Source organism: Streptococcus oralis, from assembly GCF_003944215.1.
Classification (GTDB): domain Bacteria; phylum Bacillota; class Bacilli; order Lactobacillales; family Streptococcaceae; genus Streptococcus; species Streptococcus oralis_BI.
On record NZ_RJVZ01000006.1, the window covers coordinates 67,181 to 85,169 of the forward strand.

16 protein-coding genes are annotated in these 17,989 nt (G+C 41.5%); 2 read left to right on the top strand and 14 right to left on the bottom strand.

The genetic code is table 11. The features are described from left to right. Positions 1-140: 140 nt before the first annotated feature. The 7 genes from lacD to D8804_RS04720 form a co-directional block, all read right to left on the bottom strand. Entirely contained in the window at positions 141-1,136 is a 996-nt protein-coding gene (lacD, locus tag D8804_RS04690; protein WP_125398990.1) for a tagatose-bisphosphate aldolase, read from the bottom strand. 10 nt (positions 1,137-1,146) lie between these two features. Continuing rightward, complete coding sequence (locus D8804_RS04695; protein ID WP_084945510.1) at positions 1,147-2,313, bottom strand: SIS domain-containing protein; 1,167 nt, start codon at positions 2,311-2,313, stop codon at positions 1,147-1,149. 104 nt (positions 2,314-2,417) lie between these two features. Beyond that, entirely contained in the window at positions 2,418-2,822 is a 405-nt protein-coding gene (locus D8804_RS04700) for a PTS sugar transporter subunit IIA (protein ID WP_125398991.1), read from the bottom strand. A 3-nt stretch (positions 2,823-2,825) separates the two neighbouring features. After that, positions 2,826-3,647, bottom strand: coding sequence for a PTS system mannose/fructose/sorbose family transporter subunit IID (locus D8804_RS04705; RefSeq protein ID WP_000185287.1), 822 nt, complete (start codon positions 3,645-3,647; stop codon positions 2,826-2,828). Then, entirely contained in the window at positions 3,634-4,539 is a 906-nt protein-coding gene (locus D8804_RS04710; RefSeq protein WP_084851753.1) for a PTS mannose/fructose/sorbose/N-acetylgalactosamine transporter subunit IIC, read from the bottom strand. The genes D8804_RS04705 and D8804_RS04710 overlap by 14 nt, the downstream gene beginning before the upstream one ends. A 26-nt stretch (positions 4,540-4,565) precedes the next feature. After that, positions 4,566-5,042, bottom strand: coding sequence for a PTS sugar transporter subunit IIB (locus D8804_RS04715; protein ID WP_000156968.1), 477 nt, complete (start codon positions 5,040-5,042; stop codon positions 4,566-4,568). Beyond that, positions 5,039-6,826, bottom strand: coding sequence for a glycoside hydrolase family 35 protein (locus D8804_RS04720; protein ID WP_125398992.1), 1,788 nt, complete (start codon positions 6,824-6,826; stop codon positions 5,039-5,041). Before D8804_RS04720 ends, D8804_RS04715 begins: the two co-directional genes overlap by 4 nt. 316 nt (positions 6,827-7,142) lie before the next feature. Between D8804_RS04720 and D8804_RS04725 the strand changes: the two genes are divergently transcribed. Both D8804_RS04725 and strH read left to right on the top strand, forming a co-directional pair. Next, positions 7,143-7,859: a GntR family transcriptional regulator gene (locus tag D8804_RS04725; RefSeq protein WP_001007187.1), complete on the top strand. Its 717-nt coding sequence runs from the start codon at positions 7,143-7,145 to the stop codon at positions 7,857-7,859. Between the two features lie 299 nt (positions 7,860-8,158). Continuing rightward, a complete protein-coding gene (gene strH, locus D8804_RS04730; protein WP_125398993.1) occupies positions 8,159-11,884 on the top strand; it encodes an LPXTG-anchored beta-N-acetylhexosaminidase StrH in 3,726 nt (1,241 codons plus the stop codon). 57 nt (positions 11,885-11,941) lie between these two features. Here the strand turns inward: strH and purB are convergent, their stop codons facing one another. The 7 genes from purB to purE form a co-directional block, all read right to left on the bottom strand. Beyond that, positions 11,942-13,240, bottom strand: coding sequence for an adenylosuccinate lyase (gene purB, locus D8804_RS04735; protein ID WP_000610730.1), 1,299 nt, complete (start codon positions 13,238-13,240; stop codon positions 11,942-11,944). Between the two features lie 209 nt (positions 13,241-13,449). Next, positions 13,450-14,457 carry a hypothetical protein gene (locus D8804_RS04740; protein ID WP_125398994.1) on the bottom strand — a complete coding sequence of 336 codons (1,008 nt, stop codon included), beginning with the start codon at positions 14,455-14,457 and terminating at the stop codon, positions 13,450-13,452. 7 nt (positions 14,458-14,464) lie between these two features. Then, positions 14,465-14,692, bottom strand: a complete 228-nt coding sequence (locus tag D8804_RS04745) for a phosphoribosylaminoimidazole carboxylase (protein ID WP_125398995.1) — start codon at positions 14,690-14,692, stop codon at positions 14,465-14,467. 30 nt (positions 14,693-14,722) lie between these two features. Beyond that, positions 14,723-15,292 (bottom strand): hypothetical protein, encoded by a 570-nt coding sequence (locus D8804_RS04750; RefSeq protein WP_125398996.1) that lies wholly within the window; start codon positions 15,290-15,292, stop codon positions 14,723-14,725. Positions 15,293-15,294: 2 nt separating this feature from the next. Then, the gene (locus D8804_RS04755) at positions 15,295-16,362 is read right to left on the bottom strand and encodes a DUF262 domain-containing protein (RefSeq protein ID WP_125398997.1); all 1,068 of its coding nucleotides are present in this window, start codon (positions 16,360-16,362) and stop codon (positions 15,295-15,297) included. A gap of 10 nt (positions 16,363-16,372) precedes the next feature. Beyond that, positions 16,373-17,446, bottom strand: a complete 1,074-nt coding sequence (gene purK / locus D8804_RS04760; protein WP_125398998.1) for a 5-(carboxyamino)imidazole ribonucleotide synthase — start codon at positions 17,444-17,446, stop codon at positions 16,373-16,375. Continuing rightward, positions 17,433-17,921, bottom strand: coding sequence for a 5-(carboxyamino)imidazole ribonucleotide mutase (purE, locus tag D8804_RS04765; RefSeq protein WP_125398999.1), 489 nt, complete (start codon positions 17,919-17,921; stop codon positions 17,433-17,435). Before purE ends, purK begins: the two co-directional genes overlap by 14 nt. Positions 17,922-17,989: the final 68 nt, after the last annotated feature.

The window sequence follows — 17,989 nt, forward strand, 5'->3', positions numbered from 1 at the left end:
CTCCTTTGATCCATTTCTCTTAAGTAAACAAACCATAGAGAGTGTATTCACCATCTATGGTTGTAGTTTCTATTTTCAGAATCCTTTGTCAGAAAACCTTAAGTATCTTCTTAACAAAAGGGAATTCTTCTATTCTTGTTTTATGCTTCTACACGTTCAGTCCATGAAGTCGCTGTTGTTTGAAGAACCTTGTTGAGTTCGTCAATGTTCTCAAATCCTGTTGTACGCAACCACTCACGAGCTGCTGCTTCACCGTCTTTGATGTAGGCTTCAACTGATCCAGCCCATGTTGCACGTCCGCAAAGAACACCGTTGAAGTTTGCGCCTGATTCGTGGGCAAAGACAAGGGTTTCTTGGAAGAGTTTAGCCGACACTCCCGCACTCAAGTAGATGTATGGCAAGTTAGTTGCTTCATCTTGTGCTTTGAAGAAGGTTGCTGCTTCTTCGCGTGTATGAACGATTTCACCATCACCAAAGCCTTCAACGTATTTGACGTTGACTGGAACTTCCACTTTCAAAACATCGATGTTAAAGCGTGGGTCTGAGAAGACCTTCATGGCATCGATAACCTTATGTGGTTTCACTTTTGCGTATTCTGCAGAGCCAGCGTCAGCGATTTTTTCATCGTAAGCCAAGATTTCAAGAAAGAAAGGAATGTCTTCTGCCACACACTCTGAACCGATGCGTTCGATGTAGGCTTGTTTTTCTTGGTTGAGTTCGTCAGAACTGTCTACATCATAGTAAAGCAAGAACTTGACAGCGTCAGCGCCTTGTTCCTTGATGCGTTTGGCAGACCAAACATCCAAGCAGTCAGGCAAGCGTTTGGTGCTAGTTGTGTCGTAGCCAGTTTTCTCATAAGCGAGGAGAAGGCCAGCTTTTGGATCAAGCGCTTTTGTAGCTGGAAGTCCATACTCTGGGTCAAGAAGCATAGAAGATGCGTATTTGGTCAATTCATCTGCTACCAAGACTTTGAGTTCTTCCATTTGAGCCACTGTTGGCTCCTCTGTTTGATATTGAGCCATGAGGCGTTTCAAAGCACCACGTTGGTCAAAGGCAAGAGCTGAGATGATTCCATTCTCGTCAGAGAGTTTTTGTAAGCAGGCTACTTTATTGGGACTTAATTGTAATTTACTCATAGACACTTCCTTATTTTTGATAGTCATGAATGATCACACCTTGTACCACACGGTTTACGGTACCAGTAGGAGACGGTGTATCTGGTTTATTTTCTACCTTGAGTGAAGTCAATAGGGCAAAGAGTTGAGCATAAACGATGTAAGGGAAGACACGGTAGATATCGTTCAAGACACCGCCACAACCAAGGGCTACTTCTTTGACATTTTCAAGACCAAAAGCTTGATCACTCAAGAGCACAACACGACGAGCAATCTGGTCACCAGCCACTTCACGAACCAAGTCCAAGTCGTACTTGCGAGTGTAGTCTGTCGTTGTGCCAAAGACCAAAACAACTGTATCTTCGTTGATCAATGATTTTGGACCGTGACGGAAGCCAACTGGGCTTTCATACATGGTCGCCACTTGACCTGCTGTTAATTCCAAAATCTTGAGCTGAGCTTCATGAGCAAGTCCAAAGAAAGGACCAGCGCCCAGGTAGATAACACGGTTAAAGTCGAGGTCAACCAGCTCTTTAACATCTGCTGCATTTTCTAGAACCTTACGCGCAAGGCTCGTCACAACATCAAAACGTTCAGCTTTCACAGCAAATTCTGTAGGATCAAAGACCAAGAGAGCTGTCAACATCATGGACGTAAAGCTAGAAGTCATGGCAAATCCAGCGTCATTGGAAGCGGCTGGTTGCAAGAGCAAAAGATTGCGGTCATCACCATGAGCTTGAAGAGCTAATTTCCCTTCTGCAGCACATGTAATGGTCACTTGATAGAGGTCGTCCACCAAGGCTTTAGCCAAATCAACAGTCGCCACACTTTCAGGTGAATTCCCACTACGAGCAAAGGAAACAAGGACAGTCGCCACATCTTTTTTCAGATAAGTTTCTGGATTGGCAACGATATCTGTTGTCGCAATGGCATTGAAGTTCCATTTGCGTTCGTCATAGACTTCCTTAAAGTATGGTACCAAGGTATCTCCTACATAAGCAGAAGTCCCCGCACCTGTCAAGATGACCTTGATATAATCATGCTTATCCGCAATTCCTTGCAGAAATGCTGCAATTTCTTCTCGTTTTGCTTGATAGGCTTCAAAAGCCTCTTTCCATACATCAGGCTGTTGGTAGATCTCACGAGTCGTGATTTCTGCACCCAGTTCAAGTAATTCTTCTTTTGTGTAATTTAGCATAGAGTTCCTCTAATCTATTGTTGTTTCATTCCTATTGAAAATATGGGAATGGGAGTGACTCCCATTCCCATTTATATTCTATACAAGATGCTCTAAGTCACATCTTATTCATCTTCGTCATCATCGAAGCCCGCTAACAAATCGTTGACTTTTACAATGCTTTCTGCAGCACGGCTCTTGTAGTCCGCATCTGCACCTGTAAGGCTCGCATTGATAAATTCAATCACCATTGGAAGATTCATCCCTGCGTAGAGTTCAATGTCGCGACCTTCCATGATCAAACGGCTTACCACGTTACATGGTGTACCACCGAGAAGGTCCGCAAAGACTAGGAAATCATCCAATCCTTCGATAGCAGCTTCAAATTTTGCAGTAAATTCTTCTGGACCATCTTCTGGAAGAAGAGCCACCGCATGAATGTTGGCCTGTGGACCCATGATCATTTCTGTGCTACCTTTAAGTTCTTCACAGAAACGACCATGACTCACCAAAATTAATGATTTACTCATAAATTATGCGCCCATTCCAAGCAAGAATTTACCGATGAATGAAAGTCCTACTGCAAGAACGATAATGATACCGATCGCTTTAGTAGAGTTCATACCTTTCTTACCAAGCAACCAGAAGATAAAGGCAGTAAAGATTGCTGGAAGCAAGCGTGGGAAGATTGAGTTCAAGATGTCTTGGAAGTCAATCATCTTTTCACCAATTGGCAATTTGTAAGAAATCTCAAAGTTAATCATTGTTGCTACAAGAGCACCCATCATGAAGACACCAAGTACAGAAGCAGCATCAATCAAAGCTGTCAAAGTACTTTGCATGTTGTTGATAAGGTTAACCCCTTCTTTGTAGGCAAATTCCAATTGTTTCCAACGGAAGATGTCATAAGCAACTGCAACTGCGATCCAAAGGAAGATACCCCATGGTTGGCCTGCGATAGCCATAGTTGCTGCGATAGATCCCATGATAGCAGGTACAAGTGAACCAAAGATTGTATCTCCAAGAGGAGCAAATGGTCCCATCAAACCTGTCTTGATACCGTTAACGGCATCTTTTGAACCCACACCATCTTTTTCTTCCATGGCAAGGTCAAAACCAGCGATAATAGTGTGGAAGAATGGAGAAGTATTGAAGAATTGAGTATGAACTTTCATCATTTCTTTCAATTCAGGAGTTCCATCCCCATACATTTTACGCAATTGAGGCAAGATCATGTAAAGGTAACCAGAAGCTTGCATACGTTCGTAGTTCCAACCTAATTGGAAAGTAAACAAGCTACGTTTGTTGATTTGATTAAAATCTTCTTTTGTAAGTTTGTAATTAGAATTCGTCATCTTCGATTTCCCCACTTTCTGATGGTGTAGAAGGTGCTGCTACAGCTACTTTTTGGCTGTTCTTAAAGTGAACAACTGCAAGGAAGATACCTACGATAGAAACACCGATCATAGACAAACCTTTGAAGTTGTTAGCAAAGCCAATCTTTTCAGCAACATCAGCAGGAAGAGTACCAAGGATACCCGCAACAGCTCCACCAAGACCTGTTACATATGAGTAAAGAACAGTCAACATAGCTGTCAAACCGAATCCCATTGCAAGGTAGTGAAGGTTACGTTTAACTGGAAGGTAACGAAGCAAGATTGCGAATCCAAGACCTGGAAGCATACGACCTGCAAGTGTCAAACCGTCTGCAACCCATTGATATTCTTTAACTAGGTCTACTACTGATTGTACGAAAGCACCACCAAAAGCAAGAGCGAAGAATACTGGAAGGGCACGAGAAAGAGCCCAAGGCACTGCACCAAGTAGGTAGTTGCGCTCGATACCTTTGTAGTCAAAGCGTTCGATTGCAGCATCAATACGGTGTGCAAAGAAAGTAGTAGTCATACGTCCAAGAACGTCGAAGTATGTCAAAAGTGCTGCTACTGGTACAGCGATTGTTGTGATCGCAAGATCTGTATCAATACCTTGAGAGATAGAGAATGCTGTTGCAAGAACCGCACCAGAAGTTGCGTCGATACGAGAAGCACCACCGAAGGTACCAACCCCGAGAACGAACAACTGCAAGCTACCACCGATAAACAAACCAGTTGTCACATCTCCCATGATCAAACCAGTAATGAAACCAGCGAATACAGGGGAACCTGCAGATGAAACGATTGTCAACTCATCACAGATTTGATAAGCTGAGTACAAAGTGAGAAGTAAAATTTGCCACCATTGTATCATAACAATGACCTCCTAAAAATTTTTTCCTATTTTAATAAGCTCAAAAAGTCTGAAACTGGATCATTTGGGACCATTTGAGCAGTGAGTTTCACACCTTTTTCTGCTAGTTTGTGGAAATCTTCCACATCCTTGTCTACCACGTTGATAGAACGTGTGATAGAGCGAGTTTCTGGTGTTTGAGACATATTGCCGACGTTGAGTGTTTCAAGCGGAACACCTGCTTCGACCAAACCAAGGAAACGGTCTGGTTTACGTGCAACGATAAAGAGACGTTGGCTATCGTATTTACCAGCAAGGATATTCGCTGCTGCTTTCTCAACTGGCAAGATACTGAGTTTCACACCTGGTGGTGTCGCAAGTTTCAAACCACTCTTTTCAATATCGTTGTTAACGACTTCATCGTCTACAACCATAATGCGCGAAACGTTTAGTTTCCCAGCCCAAAGATTGGCTACTTGACCGTGGATCAAACGTCCATCGATACGGCATCCTACAATTGTCATAAGTTTTCCCCCTTTATGTGTTTTAGTGTAGGTTTACGAGTTAAATGAATCTCTTCTTTATATTCACCTTCAGTTTCAAAGATGATGATGCGGTTAGCACCTTCCTTGAGATAACTATGAGGGATATAAAGTGAGAGGGTCGGGCCGACATTCCAGAAACGTCCTAGGTGACGCCCGTTGACAAAGGCAACTCCCTTACCAAACTCAGACAAGTCTAAGTAGGTATCCTTCGGCTCTTCAACAGTAAAGTCGAAAGCGTAAAAGGCTGGTTGTCCTTCTGTCCATCCTTTTGAAAAATCAATCTTCTCAGGATTATCCAGTGGTAGTGGATATTGTTTCCAATTTAGTAAGAAATGTAGATCCTTGCAGACACCTGTACGAATTCCTTTATGCTGCGTATCTGCCAAGAACTTATGTCCATAGTTGACACGCCCCATATTTTCGATCAGGATGTCAATTTCTGAAAAGCCTTCTCGGTTGCCTTGACAGTAGATATCTTCACCAATCTCTGTCTGGTATTGAGTAGCAATCCATTGACCATCTACAAAGAGTTGAGCTCGGTCACGTCCATCGATGATACGGAGACGTTCCTCTTCTGCATCCCAACTTGCCTCAGTGCGGTAGAGAAGGTAGCCATAGCTTTGACCAAGTTCTTCCATCGCTTTTGGATAGAGGCTTTCAGTAGGACTAGAGAGATTATCCAGGGTTTCAAACAAGGAAACTTTTTCGACCAATGGAATGGACCCTATCTCCATGCTTTCCTTATAGAGTGGTTCCAACTGTGGATACTCCGGGAAGTGGGTTGCCATCATCTTCTTGACTGCTAAGTATTTAGCAGTTGGATTTCCTTCTTCATCGAGAAGGGCATCATAGTCGTAAGATGTGACTTGCGGCAAATCCAGAGTTCCTCGAGCTGAGCAGCCATTCATGAAACCAAAGTTTGTCCCTCCATGGAACATGTAAAGGTTGATAGAGCCTTGTTCCAATACCTCTCGAACAGCTTCTGCCAATTCTTTAGGATCCCGTGTGATGATGGGTTCTTTCCAACGGTTGAACCAACCATCCCAGAATTCCATACACATGAGGGGCCATTTCTTACCATGCTCATCAAAGAATTCCTGCATCTGTGAAAAGTTGTACGGAGCTTTAGAGCCGAAGTTCCCTGTCACAAAGAGGTCATCTTCGATCAAGGTTCCGGCTTTCAGAGTAGCCCTCCATGGGCCATCTGAAGTAAAGAGTGGACAATCAATCCCTCGGTCTTCCATCAATTTCCGAATTGCTCGTAGATAAGACTTATCTTCTCCATAAGAGCCATATTCATTTTCGACTTGCATCATAAGAATGTTTCCACCATTATCCAACAAGCGAGGTACAAGCCTCGGCAATAATTGGTCATAATAGCGAGCAACAGCCTCGATGTAGGCCGGGTCGGACGAGCGAATTCGCATGTCCTTGGTCAAGAGCCAAGCCGGCAAGCCACCAAATTCCCATTCCGCACAGATAAATGGAGACGGGCGTACAATGGCATAGAGACCCAGATCTTGTGCAATTTGAAGAAATCTCTCCAAATTTCTGGCACCTTCAAAATCAAACTCCCCTTCAACAGGTTCGTGTAAATTCCAAGCCACATAGGTCTCGACTGTATTAAAGCCAAGCGCCTTTAAGTTATAGAGAGAATGATACCAATCCTCTGCTGGAATCCTAAAATAATGAATGGCACCGGACAAAATCTTGAACGGTTTTTCGTCTAAATAGAAATCGTCCTCAATTTTAAATCTTGTCACGTTATTACCTCTGACGAATTAAGTTTGCGCTTTCATTTATTATAATATTAACTATAATCAAATCTTTTGCATTTGTCAATAGGTTTTAGAAAATTATTTAAAATTTTTCTATTTTTTTACTTCTTTTTTACCAAAATTATCTAAAAAACAGCATGAAATGAGGACTTTTGCATGACCTCTGTTTTAACGGCGCTTTTATATATGTGCAAAATAATATTTTTAATGTATTATGTTATTTTTTCATCTAAATGCTACTATTTTCTTTGTGTTTGTGGTAAAATCAAAGAAGGAGAAAGAAAAAAATTGAGGTGCAATTATGGCTATTCCAAAATACCAATATATTAAAGACGAACTCAAGAATAAAATCATCTCAGGTCAATTTGCGAGTGGAGACAAGTTTTATACTGAAGCAGAGTTGATCGCCATGTATGATGTCAGTTCTATCACAGTTGTTCGTGCCTTGAACGACCTTGCCAAAGATGGCTATATTGTCCGCCAACAAGGAAAAGGAACTTTTGTTTCACGCGCTCGTAAGCACAAACTCGTTGAGTTTTCAGACGTAGAAATTTTTGAAACAAAGGACGATAAGGTAACTGTCCTTTCTATCGAACGTGGAAATAAGCTTGAATATTTGGAAAAACTTGGTTTGCGTGGAGACCAGTTCTACTACAAGATCGAACGGACACGTCAAACTAACGGTGTGACCTATATCTACCACACTTCTTATATTCCCGAACAATATATCAATGCCAACTATCCAAATCTTGACTATTATAGTTCTATCTATAAACGTTTCAAATTGGATTACCGCATTCACATGACTGATGAGCATTTTGAGGAAATCAACGAAATCGCATTCCCAACACCCGAGCATGCTGCTTCTACGTTGGGAATTGATACACAATTTCCAACTGTCTTCCAAACAAAGACTACAAAACTTGAGGCCACTGGCCAAGTCCTTGCCTATAGTGAAACTTATAAGCGAGCTGACTACTACAAAATCAAATTCATCTCGTGTGATCGAGGTCATTAAGAAAAAGCTTGAGCCTAGCTCAGGCTTTTTCTATGTTCATTATAGCATGCACCATTTAGTATGAACATATGACGAAGGGTAATTCTTTAATTAGTAGTGCTTTTACTAAAAACAAGTTAAATATTAGCTAGATTTTCCTTGTTTTTAGTTTTTTGACAATTTTTTCCTAAATCTTATGATTTCCTCCATTTATTATAGTTCTTTCATAAAGCCGCTTGACTTTTTATATCTTAGATAATAAAATAAAAACAGTTTTGTGTAAACGCTATCATACAATATAATAACAGGGAGGTTTTATCATGAAACTAGAAAAGAAACAGCGCTTCTCCATTCGTAAGTACGCGATTGGAGCAGCTTCTGTACTTATAGGATTTGCTTTTGGTACCCAAGTCGTGTCTGCCGACAGCGTCACTCCAACACCAGAAAATCCAAGCGCAGCTCAGACTGCTCAAGGAGAGTCACAGACAGCAGTTGAAAGCAGGCTTGAAGAAAGAGTTGAAGCAAAAACCGAGGAGGAGAAGGATGCTTCAGCTACACTCGCTCCAACAATCGAAAAAACTGAAGCCCCAGTAGTTGCAGAGAAAACTGACGAGACTCCAGTCAATGAAAAAACTATTCCTACTTCAGAAGAAAACTCAGAACCAGTAAAAGCCGACGAAGACAAGAAAAATGAACCAGCCACACCTGCTGCAACTGCTCCTAGCACTGAACGAGCAAGTCAGGTAAATGAAAAACTGGCGAAAAGAAAAATGATCTCAATCGATGCTGGACGCAAGTACTTCTCACCTGAGCAACTCAAGGAAATCATCGACAAAGCCAAACACTACGGTTATACTGACCTCCATCTACTAGTTGGAAATGATGGCATGCGTTTTATGTTGGACGACATGACAATCAAAGCCAATGGCAAAACCTATGCAAGTGATGATGTCAAACGTGCGCTCGAAAATGGAACTGATGCCTACTACAAGGATCCAAACGGCAACCACTTAACAGAGAGCCAGATGACGGACTTGATTAACTATGCCAAAGATAAAGGTATCGGACTAATCCCAACAGTCAACAGCCCTGGCCACATGGATGCCATTTTGCATGCTATGAAAGAACTTGGTATTGAGAAGCCAAACTTTACCTACTTTGATAAGGAATCTGCTCGTACCGTTGACCTTGACAACAAAGAAGCTGTTGCATTTACCAAAGCTCTGATCGACAAGTATGCTGCTTACTTCGCTGGCAAATCTGATATTTTTAACATCGGACTGGACGAGTACGCCAATGATGCTACAGATGCTAAAGGCTGGAGCGTTCTTCAAGCTGATAAATACTATCCAAATGAAGGCTACCCTGTAGGAGGATATGAGAAATTTATCGCCTACGCCAACGACCTTGCTCGCATCGTCAAGTCTCACGGACTCAAACCAATGGCCTTTAACGATGGTATCTACTACAATAGCGACACTAGCTTCGGAACTTTTGACAAAGACATCATCGTTTCTATGTGGACTGGTGGATGGGGCGGATACGACGTCGCTTCTTCTAAACTTCTAGTTGAAAAAGGCCACCAAATCCTTAATACCAACGATGCTTGGTACTACGTCCTCGGACGAAATGCCGATGGCCAAGGCTGGTACAACCTCGACCAAGGACTCAATGGTATCAAGAACACTCCAATCACTTCTGTACCAAAATCTGATGGGGCTACTATCCCGTTCATCGGGGGTATGGTAGCTGCTTGGGCGGATACCCCATCTGCACGCTATTCACCATCACGCCTCTTCAAACTCATGCGTAGCTTCGCAAATGCCAATGCTGAATACTTCGCAGCTGACTATGAGTCTGCTGAGCAAGCTCTGAAAGAAGTACCAACAGACCTTAACCGCTATACTGCAGAAAGTGTCGCAGCTGTAAAAGAAGCTGAAAAAGCCATTCGCTCACTCGATAGCAACCTCAGCCGTGCCCAACAAGACACCATTGACCAAGCAATCGCAAAACTCCAAGAAGCTGTAAGCAATTTGACCTTCACACCAGAAGCTCAAAAAGAAGAAGACGCGAAACGCGAAGTTGAAAAGCTTGCCAAGAACAAAGTAATCTCTATCGATGCTGGACGTAAGTACTTCACGCTCGACCAACTCAAACGCATCGTAGACAAGGCGAGCGAGCTCGGCTACTCTGATGTACATCTTCTCCTAGGAAATGATGGACTTCGCTTCCTCCTTGATGACATGACCATCACAGCTAACGGCAAAACTTATGCAAGTGACGATGTCAAGAAGGCTATCATCGAAGGAACAAAAGCTTACTACGATGATCCAAACGGAACCACTCTTAGTCAAGCTGAAATCACTGAATTGATCGAATACGCAAAATCAAAAGGCCTCGGACTCATCCCAGCAATCAACAGCCCAGGTCACATGGATGCCATGCTCGTCGCTATGGAAAAACTTGGAATCAAGAATCCTCAAGCCAACTTTGACAAGGTCTCTAAAACAACCATGGACCTTGAAAACGAAGAAGCGATGAATTTTGTCAAAGCCCTCATCGGCAAGTACATGGACTTCTTTGCAGGCAAGACTAAGATCTTCAACTACGGTACAGACGAATATGCCAATGATGCCACCAACGCCCAAGGCTGGTACTACCTCAAATGGTATGGACTCTATGGCAAGTTTGCTGAGTATTCTAACACCCTTGCTGCCATGGCCAAAGAAAGAGGCCTTCAACCAATGGCCTTCAACGATGGTTTCTACTATGAAGACAAGGATGATGTTGAGTTTGACAAGGATGTCATCATCTCTTACTGGTCTAAGGGATGGTGGGGTTACAACCTTGCGACGCCTCAGTACCTAGCAAGCAAAGGTTATAAACTCCTCAACACAAACGGAGACTGGTACTACGTCCTAGGCAATCACAAACCAGATGAAGCCTACCCACTATCAAAAGCACTTGAAAACTCTGGCAAAGTACCATTTAACCAGCTTGCATCTACTAAGTATCCAGAAGTAGACCTTCCAACCGTCGGAAGCATGCTTGCTATCTGGGCAGACAAACCAAGTGCTGAGTACAAGGAAGAAGAAATCTTTGAACTCATGACTGCCTTTGCAGACCATAACAAAGACTACTTCCGCGCTAACTACAATGCACTCCGTGAGGAACTTGCTCAAATCCCTGCAAACTTAGATGGATACAGCAAGGAAAGCTTGGAGGCCCTAAATACAGCTAAAGAAGCTCTCAACTACAACCTCAACCGTAACAAACAAGCCGAGTTAGACGCTCTCGTAGCCAAACTCAAGGCAGCCCGCCTAGGCCTTAAACCAGCAGCAACCCACTCAGGAAGCCTCGATGAAAACGAACTAGCTGCCAATGTTGAAACCAAACCGGAACTCATCACAAGAGCAGAAAAGATTCCATTTGAGGTCATCAGGAAGGAAAATCCGAACCTCCCAGCCGGTCAGGAAAAGATCATCACACCAGGTGTAGAGGGCGAACGTACTCATTACATCTCTGTCCTTACTGAAAATGGAAAACAAACAGAAACGGTTCTAGATAGCCAAGTGACCAAAGAACCTGTGACCCAGGTGGTTGAAATCGGTGCCCCTATCACTCATAAAGGGGACGAACACGGTCTTGCCCCAGCCGCAGAGGCAAAACCAAGACTGGACATCCAAGAGGAAGAGATTCCGTTCACTACCGTAACACGTGAAAATCCGCAATTACCACTCGGACAAACGAAAGTCGTTATTGCTGGAGTAAATGGTCGTCGTACGATTTTCTACTCTGTCAGCACTACTGCTGACGGCAAGGAAGAAAGAACACTTGTCAATAGTGCGGTATCGCAGGAAGCGGTCGCTCAGGTGGTCGAAGTCGGAACTGCCGTTGAGAAAGCTGAGCAAGCTGAAGCAACTACTAGCAAAGCAGAGGATAAACAACTCCCTGCAACAGGAAGTCAAGACTCTGCAGGCTTGGTCGCAGTAGGACTCATGGCCACACTAGCAGCCTACGGACTCACTAAGAGAAAAGAAGATTAAACCCCTTCGACAAGCATACAAAAAAGCGAGATTGAATCTCGCTTTTTATTGTTAGGATTAATCACCCAGTCCGATACGTTCAAAGATATCATCCACTCGTTTAGTGTAGTATGCAGGATTGAAGATTTCGTCGATTTCCTCTTGAGTCAGGCGTGATGTCACTTCTGGATCTCCTTCTAGAAGCGGTTTAAAGTCTACTTGGTTATCCCAAGAGTAAGCCGTTTTCGGTTGAACAAGGTCGTAAGCTTGCTCACGGGTCATGCCTTTTTCAATCAAGGTCAACATAGCACGTTGGCTAAAGATAAGACCAAAGGTTGAGTTCATGTTGCGTATCATGTTTTCTGGGAAGACCGTCAAGTTCTTGACGATATTTCCAAAACGGTTGAGCATGTAGTCGATCAAAATAGTCGTATCTGGTGTGATGATGCGCTCAGCTGACGAGTGAGAGATATCACGTTCGTGCCAGAGGGCTACGTTCTCATAGGCTGTTACCATGTGACCACGGATAACACGCGCAAGACCTGTCATGTTTTCAGAACCAATCGGGTTGCGTTTGTGAGGCATAGCAGATGAACCTTTTTGCCCTTTGGCAAAGAATTCTTCCACTTCGCGTTGTTCCGATTTTTGAAGACCACGGATCTCCGTTGCCATGCGCTCGATGGAAGTTGCGATGCTAGCAAGAACTGCAAAGTACTCAGCGTGAAGGTCACGAGGAAGGACTTGTGTAGAAATTTCTTGAGCACGGATACCCAATTTGTCGCAGACATATTGCTCTACAAATGGTGGGATGTTAGCAAAGTTCCCAACCGCACCAGAGATTTTACCAGCTTCCACTCCAGCAGCCGCATGCTCGAAACGTTCGATATTGCGCTTCATTTCGCTGTACCAAGTCGCTAATTTAAGACCAAAAGTTGTAGGCTCAGCGTGCACACCGTGGGTACGCCCCATCATGATGGTGAACTTGTGCTCCTTAGCCTTATCAGCGATGATGTTGGTGAAGTTTTCAAGGTCACGACGGATGATGTCGTTGGCTTGTTTGTAAAGGTAACCATAGGCAGTATCCACCACGTCGGTAGAGGTCAAACCATAGTGAACCCACTTGCGCTCTTCACCAAGAGTTTCAGAAACCGCACGTGTGAAAGCCACCACATCGTGACGCGTCTCCTGCTCAATCTCCAAAATACGGTCGATGTCAAAGTCCGCTTTTTCACGAATCAAAGCCACATCTTCCTTAGGGATTTCCCCCAACTCAGCCCATGCCTCGTCAGCCAAGATTTCTACCTCAAGCCAAGCACGGTATTTATTTTCTTCACTCCAAATGTTCGCCATCTCAGGGCGAGAGTAACGGTTGATCATGTTTTCTTTTCCTTTCTTTCTTGAAAAACATTATATAAATACTATTTCTCACTCAATGTCTTCTTTCCAAATACACAAAGATGGGGAATTTCTACTATATTTAAATCCACATTCATAAACACATTATAAATTGCGAAATATTTTTCTGGATATTCAGGTATCGAGACTTAAATTCATCAAACTATTCCAATAAATGATCTAACTATTTTCTAGCTATATTGCCTCCTGCCCATAAACACAAATTCCATTAATTCTCCAAAATCTTTGAATTCATCAAAAGTACGCTCATCGTTTTCAGGAAAATATAAATTATTTAACCTATAGAAATTTTTAACTTTTTCAATATTGTTAGAAAACTTATATTTCACAGCATTATAGAATTCTTTAGCTTCCTCTATATTACTTGAAGTAAGAACATTATTATTTTCATAACATTTTTTCGCTTGTTCAAAATTTGAATACATTTTACCTGATTCATTAACAGAAGTTCTAGGGTCTATAACCTTATCTTTTAATAAATCATATACGTTACTGTACCTCCATAATTGAATGTCCACTTTAATTTGAGTTGAAGAAATTTGAACTCCTCGATTAATATAATATTCCTCAGCTTCTTCTTGAGTTGGATAATGTATCTGATAAAGCCTTTCCCTTTCCTCTTCTAACCACCTAAAAGCAGTAGGTTTATCATAAGTTTTTATAATTGATAAACAGTACCTGTTTGCGATTTGTAGATTAGCTTCATTATCATACAAATATTGTAAAGTCTTATATCTTATAATTGGGGGCAACAGCGAAAAATCACCCATGACCTGAGCAGGAGACAATAAATTCATAGGATACTTCAAAAAGTAATCAATAAAGAGATAAGCATATAAATCAAATAAGCCATCTTTTACTTGATTAAGTTCATCATCAGAAAACTCCTCTGTATGTTGAGTATGTGTTCCATCATTTCCCAATGGGCGTATCTTCTCAATGGAGGCTTTTAAATACACTTTCCTATTGTTGGAAAGTTTCTTAAATTGTTCCATATGCTTAGCTTTTCCTAATGTAAAATAAGTATCACTCCCAATATTTAATATTTTTCTAACTATAACTTCTGAGAATTGCCTGATCCCTTTTATTTTACCTCTTCTTGTTAATCCTACATAAAAAGTATCGTGAATTAAATCACCAATCATTTGTTCATATTCAAAGATATTAAAATTTACCATATTAACCCTACTCAAACTCCTCTTTCCCAATCCATACTGATGGGTAGTGATCTAGTGTATTCAAATCCTTATCTAGCGGTATATCATAGATAGCTAAATAGTTTTCAGGATATTGAGCCGCCAACTCTTCATATTTTACTTTCACCTTTTCGTAATCACTACTAGCAAACAAGACTTCAACGATTGCTCCAATCTTCTCTTTTTCGACAAATGCATTTACGATGAGTTGTATCATAAAAACTCCTAAAATAGAATAGATTTCATATTAATTGGATAAAGTATTGCCAGGACTATCCAAAAGTTCGATTATGTCTTTTATCTGTTTAGTATAATAAGTAAAATATGTCATTTCCCCTGAACTAGTGAATCTTTTTAAATATTCGTTAGGCTCTTCAAATTTTTCCTCTCTCCCATAAAAAATATTATTCAATAATTTTCTGCGAGATTCTTCACTTTCATGAGCTATGTAATTTCTCAAATATTTCATCTGTTCAAAACTTGTTTTATATTCCGTTGTAAGAATAATGTCAAATGGATTAGTTTCAAAAATATGCTTGGAAAGAAACTCGATTCTACCTACATATTCAATATATGCTTTATTTCCTTCTCTCATAAAGGCATTGAATTGAATTTCATCCTGAAATTGAATCTTTAGCCGTGGTTGAAAACCTGTTTCAGATTGACCTCCTAAACAATAAGTCGTAAATAGCTGGCCTAAATACTTTTCAAATTGAATCCAGATTTTTAATAGTGCGACATCGTATATCTCTTTTTCAGAAGACCATCTAACCCAAGTATCTATATTTTCTAATATCTCAGATTTTCGAACAACCATGCTTACCTCACAAAGTAATTATTCAAAAATGTGATTCTTTTAATTCTTTCGTTTTTACTAGTCGTCCGAATCCTATGATTTTTTGTAAATTCACTCCAAGCAACCTCCATTGAATCATTAGAGCCTAACGACATAACTTTGTTATTATAATCATTTAAAAATTGCGCTACAACAGAAAGGATAAAATCTATATCTAAAGCACCTTCTGTTCGAGCTAGATCACTGTCTTTCAAACCAAAGAATTGATTGAATAACACACAAAATAATGTGAAAAAATAATTTTTGTTTTCCAAACAACTCAATTGTCCCTTATAATAATTATATATCGAACTAATAGAACCCATAATTGTTGCAATTTGCTCTTCAAATATATGGCCATCTTCAAAACCTTTATCATATTCTTCATATACTTTATCAACAGACTTAGGAGTCTCCGAAACAATCCCAAATAAAGTAACAATCAACATCGAGTTCAATAATTCTATATCTTTCATTCGTGTAAACTCAGTATCAGAAAACATACTATATTCAAGGAAAAACTCTCTGTATTTAGATGCCAAGTTGTAAACTAAAACTTTGAAATCTCCCCAGTATTTAGCATTACGTATCTCTTGTTTATTGAGGACATAATTATTTGAATTTAATCTCGCAAACATATCATATATTAAACTCTCATCTTTTTCAGTTACAACTTCTGAAATTATTTCAAAACTTAATAACGCCTCTTTTGTATCATCGTCCAATTCAGAATATTTCATACCACCGTATTCACGATTATGACTAGATTTTATTGCAAATTTTTCATCAACAATATATTCTAAAATCGCTCTGATACGCTGTTGGCCGTCAATTACCTCTCTATTTGTAGATTTGGTATTTATATCTATTTTTTGTCTAACAAAAATTGGAGGTATAGGGAGTCCTCTCAATATTGTATCTATCAGATAAGATTTAGCATTATCATTCCAAACGCTATTACGCTGATATTTCGGAGATAATTCAATTTCTTTCTTTTCACTCCATTGTATGATATCACTTATTTGAATAACTTTTAAAGTTGTCTTATTCATAATTCACCCCTTAAAATTCAACCACGCTATCCGGCACATCACTAAACAAAGTTACATGTCCCATCTTGCGGTTGTGCTTCGCTTCTATTTTACCATACATGTGGAGATGGGCGCTTGGATTTTCTGTGACATATTTTTCAGCAGTCTCGACGTGTTGGCCGAGGACATTAAGCATAACGGCTGGAGCATGTAGTTTGATAGCTGGCAATGGTGCTCCGAGAACGCCGAGAATATGCGTATCAAACTGAGAGAAGTCACAGGCTTCGATTGAATAGTGACCTGAGTTGTGTGGGCGTGGGGCAATCTCATTGACGATAATATCATCAGCCGTCGCAAACATTTCTACACAAAGGGTTCCAGACAAGTTAAGCTGTTCTGCGATTCGCACAGCCATGGCTTTGGCTTTTTCAGCTAGACTTTCTGAAATGCGAGCAGGCACAATGGTCTTCGAAAGAATGTTGTTACGGTGGATATTTTCCTGAACTGGGAAAACCGTCACATCCTTGCCATTCCCTGACACGATGACAGAAATTTCAAGGTCAAAGTTGACGAATTCTTCCAAAACGCAGTCTGCTGAATCGGCTAGCGCATAGGCTTCTTCCAAATCTGCTTCTGAGCGAATAACCTTTTGTCCATGCCCATCGTAACCACCAGTCGCCGTCTTGAGAACATAATTTTTAGAAAGGTCAATATCTGCCAAATCTTGACTTGAAGTCACAACCTTGTAGGGTGCCACAGTGACTTGTGCCTTGTTTGAGAGGAAGTCCTTTTCAAAGATACGATTTTGCGAAATGCGGAGTAGGTCTGTCCCTTGAGGGAGCTGACCATCCTTAATGACAGCATCCAAACCGTCAGCATCGACATTTTCAAATTCATAGGTGAGGACATCACATTGCTCAGCCAGCTGACGGAGGGCGTTCACATCGTTATAAGGCGCCACGATGATTTCCGCTACACGAGAGGCAGGACAATCCGCCGCAGGATCCAGCGCGATAACCTTGTGCCCCATGTAGATAGCAGAAATGGCCATCATTTGACCAAGCTGACCACCACCGATAATTCCGATTGTTTTAAATGAGCTCATTTGTAGACTCCTCTGCGATTTTTCCTTGCTCTTCTGCGAAATCCGCCAATGCTATCGCAATGGCCTGGTCCTCTACTGACAGGAGACGGAGGGCAAAGAGGGCAGCGTTTGTCGCTCCTGCTTCACCGATAGCCATGGTCGCCACAGGCACACCACCTGGCATCTGAACGATAGAGTAGAGTGAATCCACGCCACTAAGAGCGCGCGATTTGACCGGTACACCAATGACAGGAAGGGTTGTTTTAGCAGCAACCATTCCTGGCAAATGGGCTGCACCACCAGCACCTGCGATTATGACCTTGATGCCACGGCTACGTGCTTCTTCCGCATGCTTGAACATGAGGTCTGGAGTACGGTGGGCAGAGACAACCTTCTTTTCGTAGGTCACACCGAAACGGTCTAGGACTTCGGCTGTTTTTTGCATGGTTGCCCAGTCGGATTTTGAGCCCATGATGATGGAAATTACTGGTTTCATAGTTAATATCCTTTTCTTTTTTGATAATGGTCTCAGGTGGTGGGGACGGAAGCAAACCTTCGGTTTCA